Origin of the sequence: Nocardioides panacihumi (assembly GCF_039530925.1) — a bacterium.
GTDB lineage: Bacteria > Actinomycetota > Actinomycetes > Propionibacteriales > Nocardioidaceae > Nocardioides > Nocardioides panacihumi.
Window position 1 is genome coordinate 889,000 of sequence record NZ_BAAAPB010000001.1, and the last position, 22,710, is coordinate 911,709.

The 22,710-nt window shown below is 70.9% G+C and carries 23 protein-coding genes; 7 read left to right on the top strand and 16 right to left on the bottom strand.

Annotation, left to right across the window (positions count from 1 at the left end):
* On the bottom strand, nucleotides 1-283 hold a 283-nt coding region (locus ABD205_RS04240; RefSeq protein WP_344044456.1), incomplete at its 3' end, for a DnaB-like helicase N-terminal domain-containing protein.
* A 536-nt stretch (nucleotides 284-819) separates the two neighbouring features.
* Between ABD205_RS04240 and ABD205_RS04245 the strand changes: the two genes are divergently transcribed.
* Both ABD205_RS04245 and ABD205_RS04250 read left to right on the top strand, forming a co-directional pair.
* On the top strand, nucleotides 820-2,145 hold the full coding sequence (locus ABD205_RS04245) for an MATE family efflux transporter (protein WP_344042729.1): 1,326 nt from the start codon (nucleotides 820-822) through the stop codon (nucleotides 2,143-2,145).
* 9 nt (nucleotides 2,146-2,154) lie between these two features.
* Nucleotides 2,155-2,751, top strand: a complete 597-nt coding sequence (locus ABD205_RS04250) for a DinB family protein (RefSeq protein ID WP_344042731.1) — start codon at nucleotides 2,155-2,157, stop codon at nucleotides 2,749-2,751.
* Nucleotides 2,752-3,059: 308 nt separating this feature from the next.
* Here ABD205_RS04250 and rplI read toward each other — a convergent pair whose 3' ends face one another.
* From rplI to ABD205_RS04285, 7 genes are all read right to left on the bottom strand, one after another.
* Nucleotides 3,060-3,512: a 50S ribosomal protein L9 gene (rplI, locus tag ABD205_RS04255; RefSeq protein WP_344042733.1), complete on the bottom strand. Its 453-nt coding sequence runs from the start codon at nucleotides 3,510-3,512 to the stop codon at nucleotides 3,060-3,062.
* Nucleotides 3,513-3,527: 15 nt separating this feature from the next.
* Nucleotides 3,528-3,764 carry a 30S ribosomal protein S18 gene (gene rpsR, locus ABD205_RS04260; RefSeq protein ID WP_008355445.1) on the bottom strand — a complete coding sequence of 79 codons (237 nt, stop codon included), beginning with the start codon at nucleotides 3,762-3,764 and terminating at the stop codon, nucleotides 3,528-3,530.
* Nucleotides 3,765-3,837: 73 nt separating this feature from the next.
* Nucleotides 3,838-4,419, bottom strand: a complete 582-nt coding sequence (locus tag ABD205_RS04265) for a single-stranded DNA-binding protein (RefSeq protein ID WP_344042748.1) — start codon at nucleotides 4,417-4,419, stop codon at nucleotides 3,838-3,840.
* A gap of 88 nt (nucleotides 4,420-4,507) precedes the next feature.
* A complete protein-coding gene (gene rpsF / locus ABD205_RS04270; RefSeq protein ID WP_344042751.1) occupies nucleotides 4,508-4,795 on the bottom strand; it encodes a 30S ribosomal protein S6 in 288 nt (95 codons plus the stop codon).
* Between the two features lie 128 nt (nucleotides 4,796-4,923).
* On the bottom strand, nucleotides 4,924-6,159 hold the full coding sequence (locus ABD205_RS04275) for an FAD-binding protein (RefSeq protein WP_344042753.1): 1,236 nt from the start codon (nucleotides 6,157-6,159) through the stop codon (nucleotides 4,924-4,926).
* Entirely contained in the window at nucleotides 6,156-7,142 is a 987-nt protein-coding gene (locus ABD205_RS04280) for an acetylxylan esterase (protein ID WP_344042755.1), read from the bottom strand. Before ABD205_RS04280 ends, ABD205_RS04275 begins: the two co-directional genes overlap by 4 nt.
* Before the next feature lie 59 nt (nucleotides 7,143-7,201).
* The gene (locus ABD205_RS04285) at nucleotides 7,202-7,495 is read right to left on the bottom strand and encodes a metal-sensitive transcriptional regulator (RefSeq protein ID WP_344042757.1); all 294 of its coding nucleotides are present in this window, start codon (nucleotides 7,493-7,495) and stop codon (nucleotides 7,202-7,204) included.
* Between the two features lie 79 nt (nucleotides 7,496-7,574).
* Here ABD205_RS04285 and ABD205_RS04290 point away from each other — a divergent pair, with 79 nt between their 5' ends.
* Nucleotides 7,575-8,372 carry a deoxyribonuclease IV gene (locus tag ABD205_RS04290; protein ID WP_425572776.1) on the top strand — a complete coding sequence of 266 codons (798 nt, stop codon included), beginning with the start codon at nucleotides 7,575-7,577 and terminating at the stop codon, nucleotides 8,370-8,372.
* A 252-nt stretch (nucleotides 8,373-8,624) separates the two neighbouring features.
* Here the strand turns inward: ABD205_RS04290 and ABD205_RS04295 are convergent, their stop codons facing one another.
* The 5 genes from ABD205_RS04295 to ABD205_RS04315 are packed head-to-tail and all read right to left on the bottom strand — an operon-like array spanning nucleotide 8,625 to nucleotide 14,142.
* A complete protein-coding gene (locus ABD205_RS04295) occupies nucleotides 8,625-8,930 on the bottom strand; it encodes a hypothetical protein (protein WP_344042759.1) in 306 nt (101 codons plus the stop codon).
* A 60-nt stretch (nucleotides 8,931-8,990) separates the two neighbouring features.
* The gene (locus ABD205_RS04300; protein WP_344042761.1) at nucleotides 8,991-11,426 is read right to left on the bottom strand and encodes a CHAT domain-containing protein; all 2,436 of its coding nucleotides are present in this window, start codon (nucleotides 11,424-11,426) and stop codon (nucleotides 8,991-8,993) included.
* 59 nt (nucleotides 11,427-11,485) lie between these two features.
* Nucleotides 11,486-13,048: a S8 family peptidase gene (locus ABD205_RS04305; protein ID WP_344042763.1), complete on the bottom strand. Its 1,563-nt coding sequence runs from the start codon at nucleotides 13,046-13,048 to the stop codon at nucleotides 11,486-11,488.
* Nucleotides 13,049-13,057: 9 nt separating this feature from the next.
* Nucleotides 13,058-13,537 (bottom strand): hypothetical protein, encoded by a 480-nt coding sequence (locus ABD205_RS04310; protein ID WP_344042764.1) that lies wholly within the window; start codon nucleotides 13,535-13,537, stop codon nucleotides 13,058-13,060.
* On the bottom strand, nucleotides 13,537-14,142 hold the full coding sequence (locus tag ABD205_RS04315) for an RNA polymerase sigma factor (RefSeq protein ID WP_344042766.1): 606 nt from the start codon (nucleotides 14,140-14,142) through the stop codon (nucleotides 13,537-13,539). Before ABD205_RS04315 ends, ABD205_RS04310 begins: the two co-directional genes overlap by 1 nt.
* Nucleotides 14,143-14,373: 231 nt before the next feature.
* Between ABD205_RS04315 and ABD205_RS04320 the strand changes: the two genes are divergently transcribed.
* Together ABD205_RS04320 and ABD205_RS04325 are read left to right on the top strand one after the other, a co-directional pair.
* The gene (locus tag ABD205_RS04320) at nucleotides 14,374-15,510 is read left to right on the top strand and encodes a lipid II:glycine glycyltransferase FemX (protein WP_344042768.1); all 1,137 of its coding nucleotides are present in this window, start codon (nucleotides 14,374-14,376) and stop codon (nucleotides 15,508-15,510) included.
* Between the two features lie 4 nt (nucleotides 15,511-15,514).
* Entirely contained in the window at nucleotides 15,515-16,558 is a 1,044-nt protein-coding gene (locus ABD205_RS04325) for an alanine racemase (protein ID WP_344042770.1), read from the top strand.
* On the opposite strand, the gene ABD205_RS04330 is transcribed toward ABD205_RS04325, so the two are convergent.
* Nucleotides 16,519-17,910 carry a glycosyltransferase family 87 protein gene (locus ABD205_RS04330; protein WP_344042772.1) on the bottom strand — a complete coding sequence of 464 codons (1,392 nt, stop codon included), beginning with the start codon at nucleotides 17,908-17,910 and terminating at the stop codon, nucleotides 16,519-16,521. The two genes, ABD205_RS04325 and ABD205_RS04330, sit on opposite strands and share 40 nt — an antisense overlap.
* Before the next feature lie 13 nt (nucleotides 17,911-17,923).
* Nucleotides 17,924-20,260, bottom strand: coding sequence for a transglycosylase domain-containing protein (locus tag ABD205_RS04335; RefSeq protein ID WP_344042774.1), 2,337 nt, complete (start codon nucleotides 20,258-20,260; stop codon nucleotides 17,924-17,926).
* Nucleotides 20,261-20,402: 142 nt separating this feature from the next.
* On the opposite strand from ABD205_RS04335, the gene ABD205_RS04340 reads away from it, so the two are divergent.
* Together ABD205_RS04340 and ABD205_RS04345 are read left to right on the top strand one after the other, a co-directional pair.
* Nucleotides 20,403-21,011 carry a PadR family transcriptional regulator gene (locus ABD205_RS04340; RefSeq protein ID WP_344042776.1) on the top strand — a complete coding sequence of 203 codons (609 nt, stop codon included), beginning with the start codon at nucleotides 20,403-20,405 and terminating at the stop codon, nucleotides 21,009-21,011.
* 13 nt (nucleotides 21,012-21,024) lie between these two features.
* Complete coding sequence (locus ABD205_RS04345) at nucleotides 21,025-22,107, top strand: inositol-3-phosphate synthase (RefSeq protein WP_344042778.1); 1,083 nt, start codon at nucleotides 21,025-21,027, stop codon at nucleotides 22,105-22,107.
* Between the two features lie 101 nt (nucleotides 22,108-22,208).
* Here the strand turns inward: ABD205_RS04345 and ABD205_RS04350 are convergent, their stop codons facing one another.
* On the bottom strand, nucleotides 22,209-22,697 hold the full coding sequence (locus tag ABD205_RS04350) for an SRPBCC family protein (RefSeq protein WP_344042780.1): 489 nt from the start codon (nucleotides 22,695-22,697) through the stop codon (nucleotides 22,209-22,211).
* Nucleotides 22,698-22,710 lie beyond the last annotated feature (13 nt).

The following is a 22,710-nucleotide window of genomic DNA, read 5'->3' on the forward strand; positions in this document are numbered from 1 at the left end:
GCGCCCCGCCGATCTTCTGCAGCTCGCCGCGCCGCTGAAGCTCGGCCGCGACGGTGACCATGTCGACCGGCTCGTTGCGGCCGTACAGGTCGATGGCGACGTCGAAGATCGTCTCGTGCGCCGGCCGGTAGAAGTCGACCCCTCGGATCGCCTCGGTGACGTCGGCGATGGCGTCCTTGGAGATGAGCATCGCGCCGAGCACCGACTGCTCGGCCGCCATGTCCTGCGGCGGCGTGCGGTCGATCGCCGAGGAGCTGCGACGCTCGCCCGGCTCGTGCGCCACCGGACCGTCGCCCCACTCGTCGTACGGCGGGTCCGGGATGCGCCGGGGGTCGGACTCGGTGACGCTCACTGCTCGCTCCTCCGCACCACTCGCGTGTCTCGACCCACTGTCCTGCACGCTAGACGCGGGCACCGACAGCCCCGCACGTGCGTGTCCGGCACCCCTCGGCCCGAGGACTCTTCGGGGGGTGCGGATGTGCCACCGTAGGTCCCTCAGGTGGTGCTGTGAAATCGCGTTGTCCACAGGGGGGTGTGGATAACTCACGGATCCCCGTGGACGACACGCGGTGAGGTGTGCACTCACTGGGGAGGGCCCTGTGGACCCACTAACCCGCCCAACCCATAATCGGCGTCTGACCTGGACAAACGGTATCCCAGGGGTGTGCAGCGAAAATAGTTCGGGAGTGATCCAGTTCACTTCCCGGCCATGTGCCGGTTTCGTGCCGGTTTGTCGACAATCGGCCTGGGACCGTCCCAGGACAATAGTTATCCCCCGGTTTTCCACCGGTCCTGCCGAGCCCCCTATCGTGCTCTGACATGGACCGCACCCACGACCGCGAGATCGTGCGTCTTGCGGTCCCCGCGTTCCTCGCTCTGGTCGCCGAGCCCCTGTTCCTGCTCGCAGACTCCGCGATCGTCGGCCACCTCGGCACCGCTCAGCTCGCGGGGCTCGGCGTCGCCGGCGCGGTCCTCCAGACGATCGTCGGCATCTGCGTCTTCCTGGCGTACGGCACCACCGCCAGCGTCGCGCGCCGGGTCGGCGCGGGCGACCTGCGCGGCGCGATCGCGCAGGGCGTCGACGGGCTCTGGCTCGCGGTCGTCATCGGCGTGCTCGTCACCCTCCCCTGCCTGCTCCTCGCCGGGCCGCTGGTGCGCGCTGTCGGCGCCCACGGCGCGGTGGTCGAGCACGGGACGACCTACCTCCGCATCGCCGTCCTCGGTGTCACCCCGCTCCTGGTGATGCTCGCCGCGACCGGCGTGCTGCGCGGATTCCAGGACACCCGTACGCCGCTCGTCGTCGCCGTCGGCGGCAACCTGCTCAACATCGTGCTCAACCTGCTGCTGGTCTACGGCTTCGGCCCCTTCGACGGCTGGGGCATCGCGGGCTCGGCGACCGGCTCGGTGATCGCCCAGGTGCTGTCGGCCATGACGCTCGCCGCCGTCGTCGTCCGCGGCGCACGACGCCACCGGGCTCCCCTGCGACCCGATCTCGCCGGCATCCGCCGAGCCGGGCGGAGCGGCGTCCCGCTCGTCGTCCGCACGCTCACGCTCCGGGCCGCGCTGCTCGTGACGACGTACGCCGTCACGCTGGTCTCCCTCTCCGACCAGGACGCCCAGCTCGCCGCTCACCAGATCGCCTTCACGCTGTGGACGTTCCTGGCTTTCGTGCTCGACGCGATCGCCATCGCGGCGCAGGCCCTCACCGGCCGATCCCTCGGCGCGGGCGACGTGGTCGGCACCCGCTCGATCACCGCGCGGATGGTCTGGTGGGGCGTCGTCTCGGGCGTGGCGACGGGGATCCTGCTCGCGGCCACCAGCCCGTTCCTGGGCAGGCTGTTCACCGGCGACGACGCCGTGCGGGAGCTGCTCGTGCCGGTGCTGCTCATCGTCGCGGTCACACAACCGGTCTGCGGCATCGTGTTCGTGCTCGACGGCGTGCTCATCGGCGCCGGCGACGGCCGCTACCTGGCGTACGGCGGCCTCGTGACCCTGCTCGTCTACGCACCCGTGGTGCTGCTGCTGCACAGCTCGCTGGCGACGGTGTGGATCGCCTTCTCGGTGGTCTTCATGGGCGCCCGGCTCGTCGTGCTCGTCCACCGCGCCCGGGGAAACGCGTGGCTGGTTGTCGGTGCCCCCGCCTAGCGTGAGCGCATGAGCGACTTCAGCGACCTGTTCGACCCGAAGGCGATCCTCAAGCACTACCTCCAGCGCGGCCGAGAAGGGCTGCTCCTGAAGCTCGAGGGGCTCTCGGAGCGCGACCTGCGAATGCCGCGCACCCCGACAGGCACGAGCCTGATCGGGATCGTGAAGCACTGCGCCAACGTGGAGTGGGGCTACCTCGGCATGACCTTCGGGCGCACCTTCCCCGACCAGCACCTGCTCGTGCCGTTCGAGGCGTACGCGGCCGACCCGCAGGCCGACTGGTACGCCACCGAGGACGAGACGACCAGCGGCATCATCGATCTCTACCACCGCGTCGGGGAGGCTGCCCGCACCACGATCGACGAGCTGCCGCTCGACACGGTCGGCCGGGTCCCGTGGTGGCCGGAGGACATCGCCCGAGCCAACCTGCACCACCTGGTCGTGCGCGTCATCGACGACACCGCCCGTCACGCCGGCCAGGCCGACATCATCCGCGAGCTGCACGACGGGGCCGTGGGACTGCACCCGGACAACACCAACATCCCGGACGGTTACGACTGGCCGGCGTACGTCGAGAAGCTGACCGCCCTCGCCAACCGCTTCTGACCCGCGACGTCATACGGGGTGGTCGCCCTGACCACCACGGCGCATGACGTCCGGAGCGGGGGGCAGGACGTCATACGGGGTGGTCGCCCTGACCACCACGGCGCATGACGTCCGGAGCGGGGGGCAGGACGTCATGCGGGGTGGTCGCCCAGACAACCACGGCGTATGACGTCCGGCGCCGGCCGCGACGTCATACGGGGTGGCCGCCCAGACAACCACGGCGTATGACGTCCGCAGCGGGGCAAGGACCCGGAAATGCCGAACGGGGCCGATCCCGAAGGACCGACCCCGCTCGTGTGACTCGAACGTCAGGCAGGAACGACGTTGAGGGCCACCGAAGCGGACACCTCGTCGTGCAGCCGGACCGAGACCTGGTGCGCGCCGAGGGCCTTGATCGGGTTGCCGATCACCACGGTGCGCTTGTCGACCGACTCACCGGCGACGGCCGAGAGCGCCTCGGCGACGTCGGCCACGGTGACGGAGCCGAACAGACGACCCTCCTTGCCGGACCGGACCTTGAGCTGGACCGGAGCGGACTCGAGCTTCGCCTTGATCTGGCCGGCGTGGTCGGCGTCGCGCAGAGCGCGGGCCGCACGGGCCGACTTGATGGCCTCGACCTGCTTCTCGGCGCCACGGGTCCAGCGGATCGCGTCGCCGCGCGGGACGAGGTAGTTACGGGCGTAGCCGTCCTTGACCTCGACGATGTCGCCGGCGGAGCCGAGGCCGGTGACCTCCTGGGTCAGGATGATCTTGGTAGCCATGTGTCAGCTCCTCTCTCAGCGACCGGTGGAGGTGTAGGGCAGCAGGGCGACCTCACGGGCGTTCTTGACGGCGATGGCCACGTCCCGCTGGTGCTGGACGCAGTTGCCGGTCACCCGACGCGCGCGGATCTTGCCGCGGTCGGAGATGAACTTCCGGAGCAGCGTGGCGTCCTTGTAGTCGACGCCGGTCGCCTTCTCCTTGCAGAACTGGCAAACCTTCTTCTTGGGCTTGCGAATCACTGCCTTGGCCATTGTGGTGCTTCCTCTCTAGAAGCCCGGCCCCGTTGATGGGTTGAGTGCCGGAATGGTTACGGGTTGGGAAGGATCAGAACGGGGGCTCGTCGGAGCCGACCCCGGGAGCACCCCACGGGTCGTTGGCGGGAGCGGACTGGCCGCCACCGCCGCCGTACCCACCACCGCCACCCGCCGGAGCGGACGGAGCAGCGGGCGTGGCCCACGGGTCGTTGGCCGGGGCGCCGCCACCGGACTGCTGACCACCGCCGCCGCCGGACTGCTGGCCGCCGAAGCCGCCACCACCCTGACGGGAGGCCCGGGTCACCTTGGCGGTGGCCCAGGTGAGCGACGGGCCGATCTCGTCGACCTGCAGCTCGTTGACGGTGCGCTTCTGGCCCTCGCGGTCCTCGTACGAGCGCGACACGAGCCGCCCCTGCACGATGACGCGAGTGCCCCGGGTGAGCGACTCGGCGACGTTCTCCGCAGCCTGGCGCCAGATCGAGCAGCGCAGGAACAGCGTGTCGCCGTCCTCCCAGCTGTTCGTCTCACGCTTGAAGGTGCGGGGGGTCGACGCCACCGTGAAGTTGGCGACCGCAGCACCCGACGGCGTGAAGCGGAGCTCCGGGTCGTCGGTGAGGTTGCCGATCACGGTGATGACGGTGTCGCCTGCCATGAGTACTCCCTAGCTTGTTCTGATCGGTGCCGGTGTCGGAGACCATCCTTGCGGATGCCGCCGACACTGGCGGGTCAATCCACAGGGCTCACTTGCCCGGGCGGATGACCTTGGTGCGCAGGATGGACTCGTTGAGCGTCAGCTGGCGGTCGAGCTCCTTGACCGTCGCGGGCTCCGCGGTCAGCGTGACCACGGCGTAGATCCCCTCGGCGTTCTTCTTGATCTCGTACGACAGGCGACGACGACCCCACACGTCCACGTTGTCGACGGTTCCACCGTCGTTGCGGACCACGTTGAGGTACTTGTCGAGCGACGGAGCGACGGTGCGCTCGTCAAGGCTCGGGTCGAGAATGACCATCACTTCATATGCACGCATAGCGATCTCCACCTCCTCTGGACTCGGCGGCCACGGTCTCTCCGTGGCAGGAGGGCTGATGCGGTTGTGCCTCTCCCATGTCGGAGAGGGACGCGTCAGGCTATCAACTGCCGGACGCCGCTCCTAAATCAGAGGCCCAGCGTCTGTGCGGTCCACTCGTTGCGGAGGCGGCCGTCCGGGTCGAAGCGTCCGGCGAGGTCGATGAAGTCGCCCATCCGCGGGTAGCGCGGCGTCACGACGTCCGCGTGCGCGCGGAACACCTTCCCCCAGTGCGGGCGCGCCCCGAGCGGGAGCAGCACCCGCTCGAGCCGGTCCAGCAGCGGCAGCACCTGCAGCGGCCGGCGCTCCCACGTGAAGTGGAGGGCGGCCGCGTCGCCGCCGTACGCGCCGGAGAGCCAGAGGTCGTCGCCCGCGATCGTGCGCACCTCCGAGACGAGCAGCTCCGGCTCCAGCTCGGCGCCGATCTCGCGCACCGCGGCGAGAGCCTCGGCGAGGCGGGCGCGCGGCACGAAGAACTCACTCTGCAGCTCCTCGCCCGCGCTCGGCGTGAACCCCATCCGGAAGTGCGGCAGTCGCTCGTGCCACGGGCCCGGCGCTCCGAGCTGCGGCGTGGTGTTCTCGACCGCCATGCCGGCGATCATGTGCCGCTGCCCGGCCGCCGGACGCGTGCCGTCGAGCACCCGCGGCTCACCACGCTCCTTGAGCCACACCTGCCCGACCTGCTCGCCGGTCCAGCGCGTGAAGACCGAGACGGAGTACGCCGCTGCGGTGACCTCGTCGGTGCGGTCGAGCAGCGCGTCCCACGTCAGCCCCTCGAGCACCACCTGGCGGACGTCGTACGTCGGCTCGACGTCGAGCTCCAGGGCCGTGACGATCCCCAGCGCACCGAGCGCGACGACCGCGCCGGGGAAGTCGGAGTCGCCCCGCGCGAGCCGGACGTGCTCGCCACGACCGTCCACCAGCTCGACCGCGGCCACCGCGGCCGCCAGCGACCCGACCGCGTCGCCCGACCCGTGGGTGCCGGTGGCGACCGCGCCGGCGACGCTGATGTGCGGCAGCGAGGCGAGCGCGGCCAGCGCCCAGCCCGCCTGGTGCAGCGTGGTCGCGAGGTCGCCGTAGCGCAGTCCCGCCGGGACCCGCGCGACCCGCCGGGACGCGTCGACCTCGACCTCGCCGGGCAGGCCGGTCACGTCGACCAGCACGCCGGGGGAGTCGGCCAGGTCGGTGAACGAGTGGCGGCTGCCGAGCGCCCTCAGGTGCGGCTCCGCGGCCACCAGCTCGGCGAGCTCGGCCAGCGACGTCGGACGGCGCAGCTCGCGGGCGGCGTACGTGTGCGACCCGGCCCAGGTCGTGCCGACGCTCATCGGAGGACCTCCGCGAGCCAGGCCGCCTGCCGCGCCTGCTGGAACGGGCCGCCGCCCTCGTGGTCGTTGAACTCGTAGACGGCCAGCTCCTTCGGTCCCGCGTAGGACCGGTAGGCCGCGAAGACCGTCGACGGCGGGCAGATCGTGTCCATCACCGCCACGGAGAAGAGCGCGGGCGCCGTCGCCCGGCGGCCCATGATCGCTCCGTCGAAGTGCGCCAGCGTCGTGAAGACCAGGTCGACCTCGTCGCGGTGGGCGGAGAGGTAGCGGCCGATCTCGGCGTACGGGTCGAGTGTCGGCAGGTCGGCGGCCCGACGGAAGTCGCAGAGGAACGGCACGTCCGGCATGACGGCGGCGACGGCCTGCCCGGCGAGCGGGGCAAGCGCGCCGGCCGCCAGCGCGATCCCGCCGCCCTGGCTGATGCCGGTCACGGCGACGCGGGCGCCGTCGACCAGCTCGTGACGACGGAGCACCTCGACGGCACGGACCGCGTCGACGTACACCCGTCGGTAGAAGTGGGCGTCCGGATGGCCGATGCCGCGGGTCAGGAAGCCGGGCGTGCTCGGCCCGGAGCCGTGCGGGTCGCCGGTCGCACCCGTCGTCCAGCCGCTCCCCTGGCCGCGTGTGTCCATGACCAGGTGCGCGTAGCCCGCGAGCGCCCAGAAGACGTGCTCGTGCGGCATCCCGCGGCCGCCGTTGTAGCCCTGGAACTGAACGATCCCGGCGAGCCGCCCGTCGCCGCGCAGCGGAGCCGCCGGCAGGTGCAGCCACCCGTGCACGGGGTCGCCGCCGAAGCCCGAGAAGGTCAGGTCGAAGGTGTCCACCGCGACGAGCCCGTTGTCGACGGGCTCGAGGCTCACGTGCAGCGGCACGGCAGACTGCTCGGTCAGCGTGCGCGACCAGAACGCGTCGAAGCCGGGCGGTTCGGGCAGCTCGGGGCGGTACTCCCAGAGCTCGGGCAGGGACAGGTCGATCCGGGGCACGTCGCGACTCTAGGTCGTCATGGGGCCCGGCGCGGGCCAGAGGCCACGCGTGAACGCCGTCACGACCGTACGAGCCGGGCGATCGCCTCGTTGGCCTCCTTGAGCTTGGCGTCGGCGTCGGCGCCGCCCTCCTTGACCGCGTCGGCGACGCAGTGGCCCAGGTGCTCGTCGAGGAGGCTCAGCGCGACCGACTGGAGCGCCTTGGTGGCGGCGGAGACCTGGGTGAGGACGTCGATGCAGTACTGCTCCTCCTCGACCATCCGCTGCAGGCCACGGATCTGCCCCTCGATGCGGCGCAGGCGCTTGAGGTGGTCGACCTTGCGGTCGGCGTAGCCGGGGTGTGCGTGGGTCATACGCTCGACGATACCCCCCGTGGGTACGTCGGGTCGCCAGTCGGACGGACTGTCCCCGGCGGCACCTAGGCTGGTGCGCATGGTGGTCATCGGAGCCCATGTCGACCAGACCGACCCGATCGCGGAGGCGAAGGCGCGCGGCACGACGCTGGTGCAGTTCTTCCTCGGCGACCCGCAGGACTACAAGGGCCCCGAGTTCGCGTACGCCGGCGGCGCCGACGCCCTGCGCGCCGATGCCGAGGCCGCCGGGATCGACCTCTACGTGCACGCGCCGTACATCATCAACGTCGCGACCACGAACAACCGGATCCGGATCCCGTCACGCAAGCTGCTGCAGCAGCACGTCGACGCGGCCGCGTCGATCGGCGCGAAGGGGCTGATCGTGCACGGCGGCCACGTCAACAAGGCCGACGACCCCGCCAAGGGCTTCGACAACTGGCGCAAGGCGGTCGAGGCGACCGACCTGAAGCTGCCGCTGCTCATCGAGAACACCGCCGGCGGCGACAACGCCATGGCCCGCTACCTCGAGCGCATCGCCGGGGTGTGGGACGCGATCTCCGCGACCGAGCAGTTCGACCGCGTCGGCTTCTGCCTCGACACCTGCCACGCGCACGCGGGCGGCAACCCGCTGGAGACCATCGTCGAGGACGTCCGCAAGATCACGGGTCGCATCGACCTGGTGCACGCCAACGACTCACGCGACGACTTCGACTCCGGTGCCGACCGGCACGCGAACTTCGGCGCCGGCCGGATCGACCCGGACCTGCTGGCCGCGGTGGTGCGCGATGCCGGCGCTCCGGTGGTGTGCGAGACGCCCGGCGGCGCCGGCGAGCACCGGTCCGACTTCGCCTGGCTCCGGGAGCGGATCGACTCCTGAGTGCCGAGTCGGCGCAACCTCGCACCCTCAGACCCTCGAGTCGGCGCAACCTCGCACCCTCAGACCCTCGAGTCGGCGCAACCTCGCACGCCTGATGTCAGGAGGCGCCGACTCGGCGTCCCCAGCGCGCGAAGATGCGCCGACTCGGCGTCCCCAGCGCGCGAAGATGCGCCGACTCGGCCTCCCCAGCGCGCGAAGATGCGCCGACTCCGCGTCCCCAGAGCGCGAAGATGCGCCGACTCGGCGAAGGTTCTACGGGTGCGTCACGACCCGCACGACGCGGGTCTCGCCGGTCCTGACACCGCCCGTGCGACGCAGCACCAACTCCTGCACCGGCACGTCCGACCGGAACGCCAGGAAGCTGAACGACGTACGCCCCACCGCGAGCGGCACGAGGTTGCACGGTCGGTCGACGACCTCCCAGCGTGACACCAGGCCGGTCCCGCTGAACCTGACGTCCAGCCGGTTGCCGGCGTCGATCTCGACGAGGGCGCCGGCGGCAGGGTCGCGGACGGTGTGGATGGAGATCGTGTCGGACATGGTCTGCATGACGCTCATGACTCGCTCCTCGTTGACGACTTGTTGCTGAGGAGCGTGGTGACGCGGACCTGATACCGGTCAGCCGAAGCAGATGAACGGCACCGGTGGCCGTTCGGCCGTCGGAGCCGGCACCGCAGCCGCGAGCGCGGCCGCCGGCGCGAGGCCGTTGGCCAGCCCGCGGTGGACGGCCACCAGTGCGTCGTACGCCGCCTGGTCGGCCACGGCCGCCGGGGAGGCGATCACGCAGCGGGCGCCGGCGTGCAGCCAGGCGGTCGCCATGCCGATCAGCTCCTCGCCCCACCGCACCGTCGAGCGACCGACCTCGCAGGCGCTCAGCAGCACGACGTCGGGCACCGACGAGAGCTGGTCGATGTCGTAGCCGAACCAGAGCCCGTCATGGAGCTGGAGACCGGAGAAGAGCGGGTTCTCAGCCGAGTGCTGGCCGTGCGCGGCGACGTGGAGGACGTCGACGCTGGCCGCGAGCGCGGAGACGGCCTCGGCGGTCGCGGCGGAGTTCGTCAGCACGGTCGCCGCCGGCCACTCCTTGGCCGACGCGGTGACCTCGTCCTCGGCGCGGGCGACCCGGGGACCGGCGACGAGGCCGGCCGAGGCGGTTCGGAGCGGGCTCGCGGCACGGGCCAGCCAGGTGGTGGCCGACTGCGCGACGGTGACCGGGCGCCCGGCGAATCCGGGCAACACCGTCCACGGGATACCGGCCAGGACGCCGGACGGGGTGAGCACCACGGCGCGGTCCCCGAGGTCGCCGGTCAGTGGTGCGACGAGCAACCCCGCCAGCTGCTGCAGCCGGCCGACGAGCCCGCCGCGCACCACCGGGCCGATCGGGTCGGGGAGCTCGGAGGCCGCCATGTCGAGGTCGGGCAGCAGGCCGCCGAGCAGGGCGTCGAGTGCCGAGCGCGGGCCGAGATCGTGCCACCCGATGCGCGCGGCCGTGACGACGAGGGCGACCAGGCGATCCGAGGTGACGACGTACGCCACCAGCGCGGTCTCGTCGCCGAGCGCCCCCTGCAGCTCCTCGAGCGAGACCGGGTCCATCACCTCGCGGGACCCGTCGCTTCGCCAGGCGAGCTCGCGGATGCGTCCGCGAAGCTCGGCCTCGCGCGCTTGCGTCACCCCGTCACGAAGCTCCGCGAGCCCGGCCACGATCTCGGGGTTCTGCGGGGCGCGCACCGGCTGCACCCGGGAGGCGAGCATGCGCGCGCGCTCGGACCACTCGAAGAGCGTGGCCGGCCGACCGGACTCGACCGCAAGCGCGAGCCCCCGCGTGCCGAGACGGACGCCATGGCCCGCGACGTTGGTCTGCAGGTCGAGCGAGCCGAACGACGACTGCCAGGCGTGCAGCTCCTCCAACCCGGCCCGCAGGTGGCCGAACGCCGCGGCACGCTGTCCCTGGGCTGCCGCGAGCTCGGCACGTGTCTCGCGGTCCAGGAGCCGCACGGCGAGGGGTGCCCGCCGCGGCAGTCTGGCGTCCCGGAGGCGCCGACGCGCGTCGGCCACGTCGCCCTGGCGCACCTGGCCCAGGGTCGCGGTCAGATGAAGGCTGTGGGCACCCCACGTGAGCCCTTGGGCGCGCAGCCCCGCCTCGAGCTCGTCGGCGCGCTGCACGAAGGACCTTCCCGGTCGCCCCGTCCGGACCGCGGCGACCAGCGCCACGCTGTCGGCGCGGACCCGCCACGACTCTGCTCCGACCCGCGCGAAGCGGCGGGAGGCTGTGCGGGCGGCGCGCAGGGCGGCCGCCGGGTCCGAGACGACCACGGTGCGCGCCAGCGCGAGCTCGGCCTCCGCTCGGCGCTGGCCGAGCCGGTGTCGGCCGAAGTCGGTGGCCGCCGCCGCCAGGTCGCGGCGCCCCAGCGAGACCAGGCCGGCCGCGAGCAGCACCTCGGCGCGATCCTGGGCTGCGGTGGCCGCCATCACGGGCGACATCGCCGACATCCGCTCCCGACTCGCGTCCATGTGTCCGAGGGCGGCGACGAGGTCACCCACCAGGAACGACGCGTAGCCGAGGTTGTGTCGGGCCGCGACCGCCTCGTCCGTCCGTCCGGCGGCGGTCATCAGCGTGAGCGCCCGCTCGAAGTCGGTCGATGCCTCTCGCGGCTGGCCCTGCGCGAGCCTCACCCCGCCCCGGTTGACCAGCGCGCGAGCGAGCTCGACCGGGTCTTCGAGCCGACGGATACCGGACTCGAACGCCTCCAGCGCCGCGGCCGTCTCACCGTGCCGCAGCAGGAGCATCGCGTGCTGGCACTGGAGGACGCCACGGGTGTCCCCCGAGAGCCCGTCGCCCGCGAGCGCGCGCTCCAGCGAGGCGAAAGCATCCTCGATCGATCCGGTCTCGTAGTCGAGGAAGGCCTGGCTGGCGATGACCCGGGCGTGACGGTCGGCGTCCTCGGCCGCGACAGCGGCGACGGCGGCACGGCGCAGGAGCGACGCGGCCACCGGATAGCGGCGCGTGTTCAGCGCCGCCACCCCACGCTTGTGCAGCTCGCCGGCGGTCGTCACCCTCCGATCATGTCGCTCTTTCGACGATCACGGCACGGGTTTGGACGCCGGGGACGACGTCAGTGGTGCGGCTTGATGCCCGCGACGTCGGTGACGACGTCCCATCCACGCTTGACGCGCGCGCCCCTGCGGTCGTCGACGCCGTGCTTGTCGAAGTACTTCAGCAGCGCCGCCGCGATCTGGGCCCCCACGTTCGGCGCCGCGAACGACGTACCGCTCCAGACCGCGAAACGGCCGGTGAAGTCGTCGGGATCGATGCACTCACGACGCATGCCGTCGACGTCCTCGCCGGCGACCGGCAACAGGCTGCCGTTGCGACGCGGCATCGTGCTGACGACAGCCGCACCGGTCGTCCACGCGCGGACCCAGGGGCCCGCGTTGGAGAAGAACGCTCCGGTGCCGTTCGGGTTCCTCGCGCCGACCGAGACCAGCGGCACCTGCTTGGCGTGCGTGCGGTAGCGCTCGGGGTGGTGGGTGTGTCCCTCGTCGGCCGGGTCCCAGGGCGCGAACGCCGCCGGGAACGACGGGCGGCGCGTGGAGTCGTTGCCCGCCGAGCACACGACCACGACGCCGAGCTTGCCGAAGTCGTCCATGAGCGGACGCACGATCTCGTCGAACAGCGCGTCCTTGTGGCTCTCGTGGTAGTAGCCCATCGACAGGCTGAGCACGTCGATGAGCACGCCCTTGCGTTCGTGCTGCGGGACCTCTCGCTCCTCCTCGTCCACGGCGATCCTGACGAGCTGGAGGATCTGGTGCAGGCACTTGAGCCACGCGCTCTCCTTGATCGGGCCCTCCTCGGGCACGATCCGCCAGGAGATGATGTCCGCGTCGGTGCAGACCTGCCGGATGACCCCGGCGATGAAGGTGCCGTGTCCGAGCAGCGGCTCGAGGGCGCCGTCGATCGACTCGTCCTTGTCCTTGCTGCGCGTCCCGGGTGCGTAGTCGACGGTGTGCTTGTAACCGATCGGGTTCCCGTCCGCGGCGGCGATGTCGGACTCGACCACGCCGGAGAGCCACGGGTGGTGAGCGACGCCGGTGTCCAGGATCGCGACGACAGGCCGCCGACCCTTGACCGATTCGTGGCGGGGCGGAGGGCCACCGACCACGGCGACCGGCTGCCGGCCACCGAACCCCGGGACGCCGTACGTCGAGGTCGGGTGCGACAGCTCGACGGGGTGCGACAGCTCCACCGGGTGCGACAGCTCGACCGGGTGCGAGAGCTCGACCGGGTTCGGCTCGATGCCGGGGGAGTCGAGGTGATGGTCGAGTGCGACGGCGCGCAGGGTGCCGCCCGCGCTCATCCGGGCGTGCTGCAGGAGCAGCCACGCGTCCGGCGGCTGCGAGACCTCGTCCTCCTTGGGCCGGACCTCGACGGTGCTGAGACCCGGTGCGAGCTCGGTCCGCTCGATGTCCCAGCCGAGCTTCTCCGCCGCGATCCTGAGGGTGTCCATCCGATCCTTGTAGCCCTCGTCGGTCTCGGCGATGAGGAGCTGCGCGGCGTCGTACCGCGTCGAGCTGACCGTGCCTGTCCCGTAGGTCGGTGCAGTCTCCGGGTCGAGGACACGACCGGTGTCTCCCAGCCCGGGGCTGAGCCAGGTCTCGGCGGGGTTTCGCAGCGGCATGTTGCCCTCTCAGATCTCGAAGGTGGGGGTCACGAAAGGCGCCCGGTCGTCGTGCGGCTCGAGCCGCAGCCGCACCAGGCCGAGCGGTACGTCGGGGATGTCGAAGCGGCCGGTGTCGCTGACGAGCGCCGCCAGGACCGTGCCGTCGTCGTGCAGGACGCGGACCGTGATGGGCTCCGGTGGGACCACCCAGCCGTCGATCCGGCTGCGCTCACCCTCGGGTGCGACGCGCAGCAGCAGGTCGACCTGGCCGTGCACGAACCGCAGCGTGTAGACCGACCGGGTCGTCGCCTCGCTGCGGGTGCCGACCAGCTCGGTGCTCTGCTCCAGCAGGGTCATCAGCTCCAGCTCCAGGCTCATCCCGAGGTCGTCGGCAGCGTCGTGGGCGGTCGCCTGCATCCGCTCGACCAGCCCCTCCGGGACGGGGTCGCTCTCGGCGTACACGGAACGCACCACGGCGAGGAGCTGCTCGCGGCTCATCTCAGTCATCACAGCTCTCCTGCTTCGATCAGGGCGACCCGGAGCTTCGCCAGGCAGCGGCCGCGGGTCGGGCCGATGCTGCCGATGGGCATCCCCAGCTCGCTGGCGAGACTGGCGTAGTCGGGTCGGTTCTCGAACGCCACGACGCGGAGGAGCCGGCGGCACCGCTCGGGCAGCCCGTCGACAGCCCCCCATAGGCGTCGTCGACGGTCGGCCTCGACCGCATCGGTCTCGGCCGAACGCTGCCGCGGCAGGTGCGGCGCCAGCTCCTCCTCGTCGGTCGGCGTGGCCCGACCGGCCCCCTTGGCGACGCGCCAGGCCTCCCGGCGCGCCGTCATGGTGAGCCAGCCACCGACGGCCGCGGTGTCGAGGATCGTCGAGCTGCGTCGGACGAAAGCCAGCCAGGTGCTCTGGATGACGTCCTCCGCAAGCTCGGCGTCCAGCCGGTAGGCCCGCACGACGTGCCACAGCACGGGTGTCATCACCCGCACCAGGTCGTCCAACGCCGATGGATCCCCCGCTATCCACCGGTCGAAGGCGTCTGCGGACCGCGCCCACACGCCGCCGGGCGCCTGCCCGGCGTCACCGCGTTCGGTGATCGTGCTGCTGCTCATGGGTCTTGCTCCCTGAGTGCTCGTCACTGTCACGTCCCCCGAGGAGCACCGAAGGGAGGCGTTGATACACGGCTCCGAGAACTTTTTTCGACGTGGACGGGCTAGCGGCCCAGACCCAGCGTGGCACCGATCGGCCCCGTCCGGGAGGGTTCTGCCGATCTCGTCTCGATCCGGCGCCGTCGCGCCCGGGCGAGCGCACGACGGGCTTCGACCGTCCTCTAGGGTCTCGGTGTGGCTCTCACCATCCGACCGATCAGCGCCGAGGAACACCTCGCCTTCGTCTCGCGGCAGCGGTCGGTGAGCTTCCTCCAGACCCCCGCGTGGGGTCGCGTGAAGACGGAGTGGCGCTCGGAGTCGCTCGGCTGGTTCGACGGTGACCGCCTGGTGGGTGCCGGGCTCGTGCTGCACCGCCCGGTGCCGAAGCTGAAGCGCTACACGCTCGCCTACCTGCCGGAGGGTCCGGCGATCGACTGGTCCGGCGCCCTCGACGAGTGGACGCTGCAGGACTGGCTCGGCCCGCTCGCCGACCACCTCAAGGCCAACGGCGCGTTCGCCGTCCGCATCGGGCCGCCCGTGCGCACGGCGACGTGGAGCGCGGCCCAGGTCAAGGAGGGCGTCGCCTCTGACGACGTACGTCGTCTCGCGGACCTGGCCCCCGAGCACCGTGAGCCCGCCGGCGCCCGCGTGGTGAGCCAGCTGCGCGAGGCAGGCTGGATCCCGCAGTCGCCCGAGGACGGGTTCGGCCTCGGCCAGCCGCAGTACACCTACGAGATCCCCCTGGCCGGACGGTCCGAGGACGACGTCCTCAAGGGCATGAACCAGCTCTGGCGCCGCAACATCAAGCGCGCCGACAAGGAGGGCGTCGAGGTCAGCGTCTCCGACGGCGGAGGCGGCGATCTCGAGGCGTTCCACGAGCTCTACGTCCACACGGCCGAGCGCGACCACTTCACCCCGCGGCCGCTGTCCTACTTCCGCACCATGGTCGACGCCATGCGCTCCGAGGACCCCGAGCGCATCACGCTCTACCTGGCCCGGCACGAGGGAGACCTGGTCGCAGCCACGATCCTGGTCCGGGTGGGCACCCACGCCTGGTACTCCTACGGCGCGTCCTCGACCGAGAAGCGCGACGTGCGCGGCTCCAACGCCCTGCAGTGGGCGATGATGCGCGACTCGATCGCGGCCGGCTGCGACGTCTACGACCTGCGCGGGATCACCCCGACCCTGTCCGTCGACGACCCGCACGTGGGGCTCATCCAGTTCAAGGCGGGCACCGGCGGCCAGGCCGTGGAGTACGCCGGCGAGTGGGACCTGCCCCTGCGTCCCCTCCTCTACAAGGCCTTCACCCTCTACATGAGCCGGCGGGGGTGACGCGGTGAGCCTCGACCTGCACGTCGACGGGCCCCGCTGGCGCGCCCACCTCCGCTCCGTCGCCGAGTCCGCCCCGGGCCTGGTGCCGGTCGCCAAGGGCAACGGCTACGGCCTCGGCCTCGCCCGGCTCGCCCGCCGCTCCGAGTGGCTGGAGACGGACACCCTCGCCGTCGGCACGTACGACGAGCTGCCCGAGGTGGCCGACCGGTTCCCGGGCTCGCTGCTGGTCCTGACGCCGTGGCGGCCGTGGGTCGCCCCGCTCGCCCCCGAGCTCCACCGCCGCGTGGTCCACACGGTCTCCCGGCCGGCCGACCTCGGCACACTGGCCGCCCGGCAGCCGGGTGCCCGCGTCGTGCTCGAGCGGATGACCTCGATGCGGCGCCACGGGATGACCGCCGTCGAGCTCTGGGACACCGCGCCGGTCGCCCGGCGCCGCGTCCGGGTCGAGGGCGTCAGCATCCACCTCCCGATGACCGGCGCCAACCTGCCTGAGGCGCTCCGCCTGATGGACGACGTCGTCGGCGCCGAGGCGACCACCGTCTGGATCAGCCACATGACGCCGGCCGAGCTGGGCCGACTGCGCGCCGGCTATCCGGACATCACCATCCGCCCGCGTGTCGGCACGAGCCTGTGGCTCGGCGACCGGGGCGCACTCTCGGTCACCGCGAAGGTCCTCGACGTCCACCCGATCTCGCGCGGCGAGACCTTCGGCTACCGGCAGCGGCACACGCCGGCGCCCGGCACCGCGAGCCACCTGCTGATCGTCTCCGGCGGCACCGCGCACGGCATCGGCCTGGCGGCACCGTCCGGTGGCGCGGGCCTGCGGGGTCGCGCCGCCGTGGCAGCGAAGGGCGGGCTGGAGTCGCTGGGCGTGCTGCGGTCGCCGTACGTCCTGGACGGGCGATCGCTGCACTTCGCCGAGCCCCCGCACATGCAGGCCTCGATGCTTCTCCTGCCGCGCGGCGCCCGCGTGCCGGACGTCGGCGAGTCGCTGGACGTGAGGGTCCGCTACACCGCCACGACGTTCGACTCGGTCTCCGTCAGCTGAGGTTCGCGCCGCAGCGTGAACCACGACCGCACCACGAGCGCGACCAGGTAGAGCTCACCGGCGACCCGGACGAGCACCGCCAGGCTGTAGAACGGGTGCTTGTCGCCGGCACCGGAGTTGAGGAACGTCCCCAGGTACCACCACACGCTCGCGAAGTAGACGAGCTCGGCCCCCTGCCAGACCAGCTGGTCGCGCCACTTGGGCCGCGCGAGCACGGCGAGCGGCAGCAGCCACAGCACGTACTGCGGGGAGTAGACCTTGTTCACCAGCAGGAAGCCGGTGACGATCAGCAGACCCAGCTCGGCGAAGGTCGGCGTACGCCGGGCCAGCATGCCGACCACCAGGACGGCCGCGCACCAGGCGCCGAACAGGAGCCACGACCAGGAGTTGATCGTCGACACGGCGAACGTGGTGTGGAAGACGTCCGAGGCCGCGAGCCAGAGTGAGCCGAGGTCGGCGGCGCGCCCCGAGTTGAACGACCAGAAGACCTTCCACTGGTCCGGCCCGGACAGGTAGGCCGGCAGGTTCACCAGGACCCAGGAGGCGGCGGCGCCGGCGCTCGCGAGTGCGAGATCGCCCCACCGGCGAGTGCGCCACGCGAGGATCAGGACCGCGCCGAGGAGGAAGAGCGGATAGAGCTTCGCCGCCGTGCCCAGCCCGATCATCACACCGGTCCAGCCGGGCCTGCCGCGCGACCAGGCGAACAGCGCGCCCGCCACGCACACGACGGCGACCATGTCCCAGTTCACCAGCCCGGCCGCGACCATCGCCGGCGCCAGCGCGAAGGGTGCGGCGTCCCACGGCCGCCGCGGCCGGACGCCGGCGAGCAGCCAGGTGGAGGCCAGCGCGAGGATCGCGAACCCGATCGCGTTCACGACCACGTAGAGCCTGATCTCCCGATGGACGTCGGGCATGCCCCACAGGTCGGAGACGGGTGCGACGTACCGGTTGTCGAGCGAGGGGGACCCGTTCAGCCAGTGGGTGACCCAGGCGGCGCCGTACGCCCAGTAGGCGATGCCGACCGGATACTCCATGACCTCGTACCGCGCGCGCACCTGCGGGTCGGAGCTGTAGGGCCAGTTCAGCTCGGCGAAGCCGCGCGCCGTGTAGAGGTAGGGCAGGTCCGAGTAGCACATCTGGGTGTAGCGGCCGGTGCCGTCCTCCCAGGTGTCGTCGAAGCATCCCGACTTCTGCACCATCCCGAGCGCGAAGGTCATCGCGGTCAGCAGGAGCAGGATGCGCACCGGCGTCCACCAGCGGTGCCGCCCCGCGTGCTCACCCCGCTGGCCCCCGATGCCCTCGCTCAGGGCGAGGGCGACGGGGTCATCCTGGGTGGGGTGTACGACGCTCATGCCGGACCGTTGCTCAGTCCAGCTTGGCGCGTTGGTTCGGTCCGCCGGACCCCGGACCCGGGGTGGTCGGCTGGGGCGTGACGCCGATCGTCGGCGACGTCGGCGGCGGTGTCGGGGGAGCCGACGAGGACGGGGGCGGCGGGGCCGCGGACGTCGTCGCGGGCGGCGGCGGAGCCGTGGTCTTGGTCGGCTTCGGCGTCTTGGTCTTCGTCGGCTTCGGCGGCGGCGGGGCCTGCGTCGGCACCGGGTCGTGCCCGCTCGTCGGCGCCTTGCCGTCGACGTTCGCCGGCGGCGGGAAGTCCTCGACCGGCTGGCCCTCGAGGTCGCGGTTCATCACAGCGAGCCACGTGTCGGTCGGATAGTCCGCACCGAAGTACGACGGCATCCAGCCGTCGAGCTGCTCGCGACCGGTGCCTCGCACGTAGACGACGGCCGTCGACAGCTGCGGCGTCATCCCGACGAACCAGGCCGAGGAGACCTGGCCCTTGTCGTTGGTGGCCGTGCCGGTCTTGCCGGCGGCCGGGCGGCCCAGCGCCAGCGCGCTGCGACCCGTGCCGGACTTCACGACCTGCTGCATCGCGTAACCGGTGTCGGCGGCGATGTCCGCGCCGATGGCCTGCTGGGTGTGGTTCTTGTACTGGTAGCGCACGGTGCCGCTGCGGTCGACGACCTTCGTGATGACGTGGACGTCGGCGCGCTTGCCGCCGGCCGCGATGGTCGCGTACGCGTTGGCCATGTTGATCGGGCTGACCTGCGCCCGGCCGAGCGTGATGAGGCTGTCCTTCGGCGACAGGTCGGGGGTCCGGGCCGGGATGCCCGGCAGGTCCTTCTCGGGCTTCTCCGGCGCGAGGCCCATCTTCGTCGCGGTCGCGTAGATCTTCTTCGGGCCGTTCGGGATCGAGCTCGACATGTCGACGAACGCGGTGTTGACAGACTGCTCGAGCGCCGTGGTCGCCGTGATGTGCGCGCCGTACGAGTGACCGTTGGCCTCGCCCGCCTGCTCACCCTCGTTGTGGACCTGGAGCGTCGACCCCGGGTAGGTGAACGGCGAGTTGCCGTCGAAGGTGTCCTTCAGTGAGTAGCCGTTCTCCAGCGCGGTCGCCAGCGTGAACGGCTTCATCGTCGAGCCGGCCATGCCGCCCGCGGAGGCCCAGTTGATCTCCGACTTCAGGAAGTCCTGACCGCCGTAGAAACCGACGAGGGCCCCGGTGCCGGGCACGACCGATGCGACGCCGACGTGGAGCTGCTTGTCGGTGATCTTGGCGGACCCGTCCTTGGTCTCCTTCGGCGCGACCTCCTTGACGGCCTCCTCGGCGTTGGCCATGGCCTGCTTGTCGAAGGTCGTCGTCACCCGCAGACCACCACCGGAGATCTCCTGGTCGGAGAAGCCGAGGCTGTGCAGCTCGCTCTCGACCATGGTGAGCATGTGGCCCTTCTGGCCGCCCTTGGCCGAGCTCGCCTTGGCCTTGGGGAACTTCGGCAGCGCGGTCTCGGCCTGCGCGGCCTGCGTGTCGGTGATGTCGCCGACGTTGGCCATCGAGTTCAGGACGTAGCGGTAGCGGGCGAGCAGCGCCGCCTTGCTGGCGTCACCGTTGTTCGGGTCGAGCCCGTACGGGTTGTTGAGCACCGCGCTGAGCACCGCGCACTGCTGCAGGTCGAGCTTGGCCGCCGGCTTGTCGAAGTACGCCTGCGACGCCGCCTGGATGCCGTAGGCGCCCCGACCAAAGTAGATGGTGTTGAGGTAGCCCTCGAGGATCTGCTGCTTGCTCAGCGTGCGCTGCAGCTTGAGGGAGAGGAACGCCTCCTTGATCTTGCGCGTGTAGGTCCGCTCCTGGTTGAGGTAGAGGATCTTCACGTACTGCTGGGTGATCGTGGAGGCGCCCTGCGTCGTCTGGCCGCCCTTCGCGTTGCTGAAGGCGGCGCGGATGATCCCCTTGGGGTCGATGCCCTTGTCGGTCCAGAACGACCTGTTCTCCGCGTCCACGACGCCCTGCTTCATGCAGTCGGGCATCTGGGAGTACGGGATCGACTCGCGGTTCTGCACCGCGAACTGGCCGATCTTGCTCTTGCCGCCGGCGTAGTAGATGCTCGTCGTCTGGGTCTGGAACGCCTTGTTGGGGCTCGGGATCGTCGTCTTCTGGTAGGCGACGAAGAGCACGATCGCCAGCACGACGACGAGGCCGAGCGCGGCGACGAGGCCCCACTTCAGCAGCCACAGCAACCAGCCCTTGACGGTGCGCGGCGGCTTCTTGGCGGTCTTGGACGTCGAGCCCCGCCCCCCGGCGGGTGCCTTCTTGGCCGGCGCACGGCGCCGGCCACTGCCGTTGCTCTGGGGGGTCGGAGAACTCACGGGGGAACAGGTTACGGGCCGAACCCTAGAGATTCCTGATCGTCGGCAGACACCCGCCGAGCGGACCATTCGGTGACCCCGACATGACCCGCCGATGTACCGCCAGTTCGCAACACGCGGATATATCGCTACGATAGGTCTCATGGCACGTCGCGCAGAGACCATCGAGCTGGCAGTCCTCGGACTGCTGCACGAGGGTCCTATGCACGGCTACGAGCTGCGCAAGCGGCTCAACCTCATGCTCGGTTGGGGGCGGGTGCTGTCATACGGCTCGCTCTATCCGACCCTGAAGAAGATGTTGCGGGCCCACCTCATCGAGGAGGAGACGGCGTCGGTCACCCCGGTGACGCGTCGCCCGCGGATCGTCTACCGGGTCACCGAGGCGGGACATCGGGAGTTCGAGCGCCTGATGTCGGAGGTCGGTCCCACCGCGTGGGAGGACGACAACTTCGACATCAGGTTCGCGTTCTTCGGTCGCACCGACATGGAGATCAGGCTGCGCGTCCTCGAAGGGCGTCGCACCCGGCTCCAGGAGCGGCTGGACCGCGTTCAGCGCGAGCTGGCGATGACCCAGGCGGAGGTCGACCGCTACGCCGGCGAGCTGCAACGGCACGGCGTGGAACAGGTCGAGCGAGAGGTGCGGTGGCTCTCCGACCTCATCAACGCCGAGAGGAACCCAGCAACAAGTCCCGAAGTAAGCACCAGTCAGCGGAGCTCCACCGAGGGCGAACCGCACGCTTCTCAGCACTAGGAAGGGAGCCCTGATGGGTTCGGTACGCGTAGCAATCGTGGGAGTCGGCAACTGCGCCAGCTCCTTGGTCCAGGGTGTCGAGTACTACAAGGACGCCGACCCGTCGGGCACCGTCCCCGGTCTCATGCACGTCAAGTTCGGCGACTACCACGTCTCCGACGTGCAGTTCGTCGCCGCGTTCGACGTCGACGACACGAAGGTCGGCAAGGACCTCTCCGAGGCGATCAACGCCTCTGAGAACAACACCATCAAGATCGCCGACGTCCCGTTCAAGAACGTCGAGGTCCAGCGCGGCCCGACGCTCGACGGCCTCGGCAAGTACTACCGGATGACCATCGAGGAGTCGGCGGCCGACCCGGTCGACGTCGTCCAGGCCCTCAAGGACGCCGAGGTCGACGTCCTCGTCTCCTACCTCCCGGTGGGCTCCGAGCAGGCCGACAAGTTCTACGCCCAGTGCGCGATCGACGCGGGCGTCGCCTTCGTCAACGCGCTCCCGGTCTTCATCGCCTCCGACCCCGAGTGGGCCGCGAAGTTCGAGGCCGCTGGCGTCCCGATCGTCGGCGACGACATCAAGTCGCAGGTCGGTGCCACCATCACCCACCGCGTCATGGCGAAGCTGTTCGAGGACCGCGGCGTGGTGCTGGACCGCACCTACCAGCTCAACGTCGGCGGCAACATGGACTTCAAGAACATGCTCGAGCGTGAGCGCCTGGAGTCCAAGAAGGTCTCGAAGACGCAGGCCGTCACCTCGAACCTGAACGGCCCCCTGGCCGGCAAGATCGACGACAAGAACGTCCACATCGGCCCGTCGGACTACGTCCAGTGGCTCGACGACCGCAAGTGGGCCTACGTCCGCCTCGAGGGTCGCGCCTTCGGTGACGTCCCGCTGAACCTCGAGTACAAGCTCGAGGTCTGGGACTCGCCCAACAGCGCCGGCATCATCATCGACGCCGTCCGTGCCGCGAAGATCGCCAAGGACCGCGGCATCGGCGGCCCGATCATCCCGGCGTCGGCGTACCTCATGAAGAGCCCGCCGGTCCAGATCGAGGACACCGAGGGTCGCGTCCTGCTGGAGAAGTTCATCTCCGGCGAGTGATCATGGAGTCTGGGGTTTAGGCCCCTCGAAACCTGAATTGTGGCCCGTGCGCACGCACGGGCCACTCTCCATTTCAGGCCACAATCCAGGTTTCGAGGGGCCTAAACCCCGGACTCGATGTGGTCCTTGACCCGGTCGAGGGTCTGACCCATGCCCTCGAGGAGCTCGGGGACGAACGTTTCCTGGCCGCCGAGGAAACGTCCGACCAGGAGGTTCGAGACCGCTGAGATCCCGTCGGGGGTCTCCCTGCGGTGCGTGACGAACGTGCCGCCGTCGGCGGTCGGCTCGAGCTGGAACGACCACACGGTGCGGTTCTCCGTGATGCGGAACGCGAAGTCGCTGTGCGGCGTGAACCGGACGACCTTCGCGGACGTCGGCCAGTGCTTCCAGCCCTGGTGGTTGAGGTTGGCGAATCGGGTCCCCTCGCGGACGGGTCCGCCGAGCACCAGCGTCCTCACCACCTGGGGGCTCCACTCACCCATCCGCCTCACGTCCGTCACGAGCGCCCAGACCTGCGCGGGCGAGGCAGCGACGGAGATGGTGGCCTTGAGCTCGGAGCCGGTGGCGGAGGCGGCAGCAGTGGTCGTCATGCCGTGATGTTAC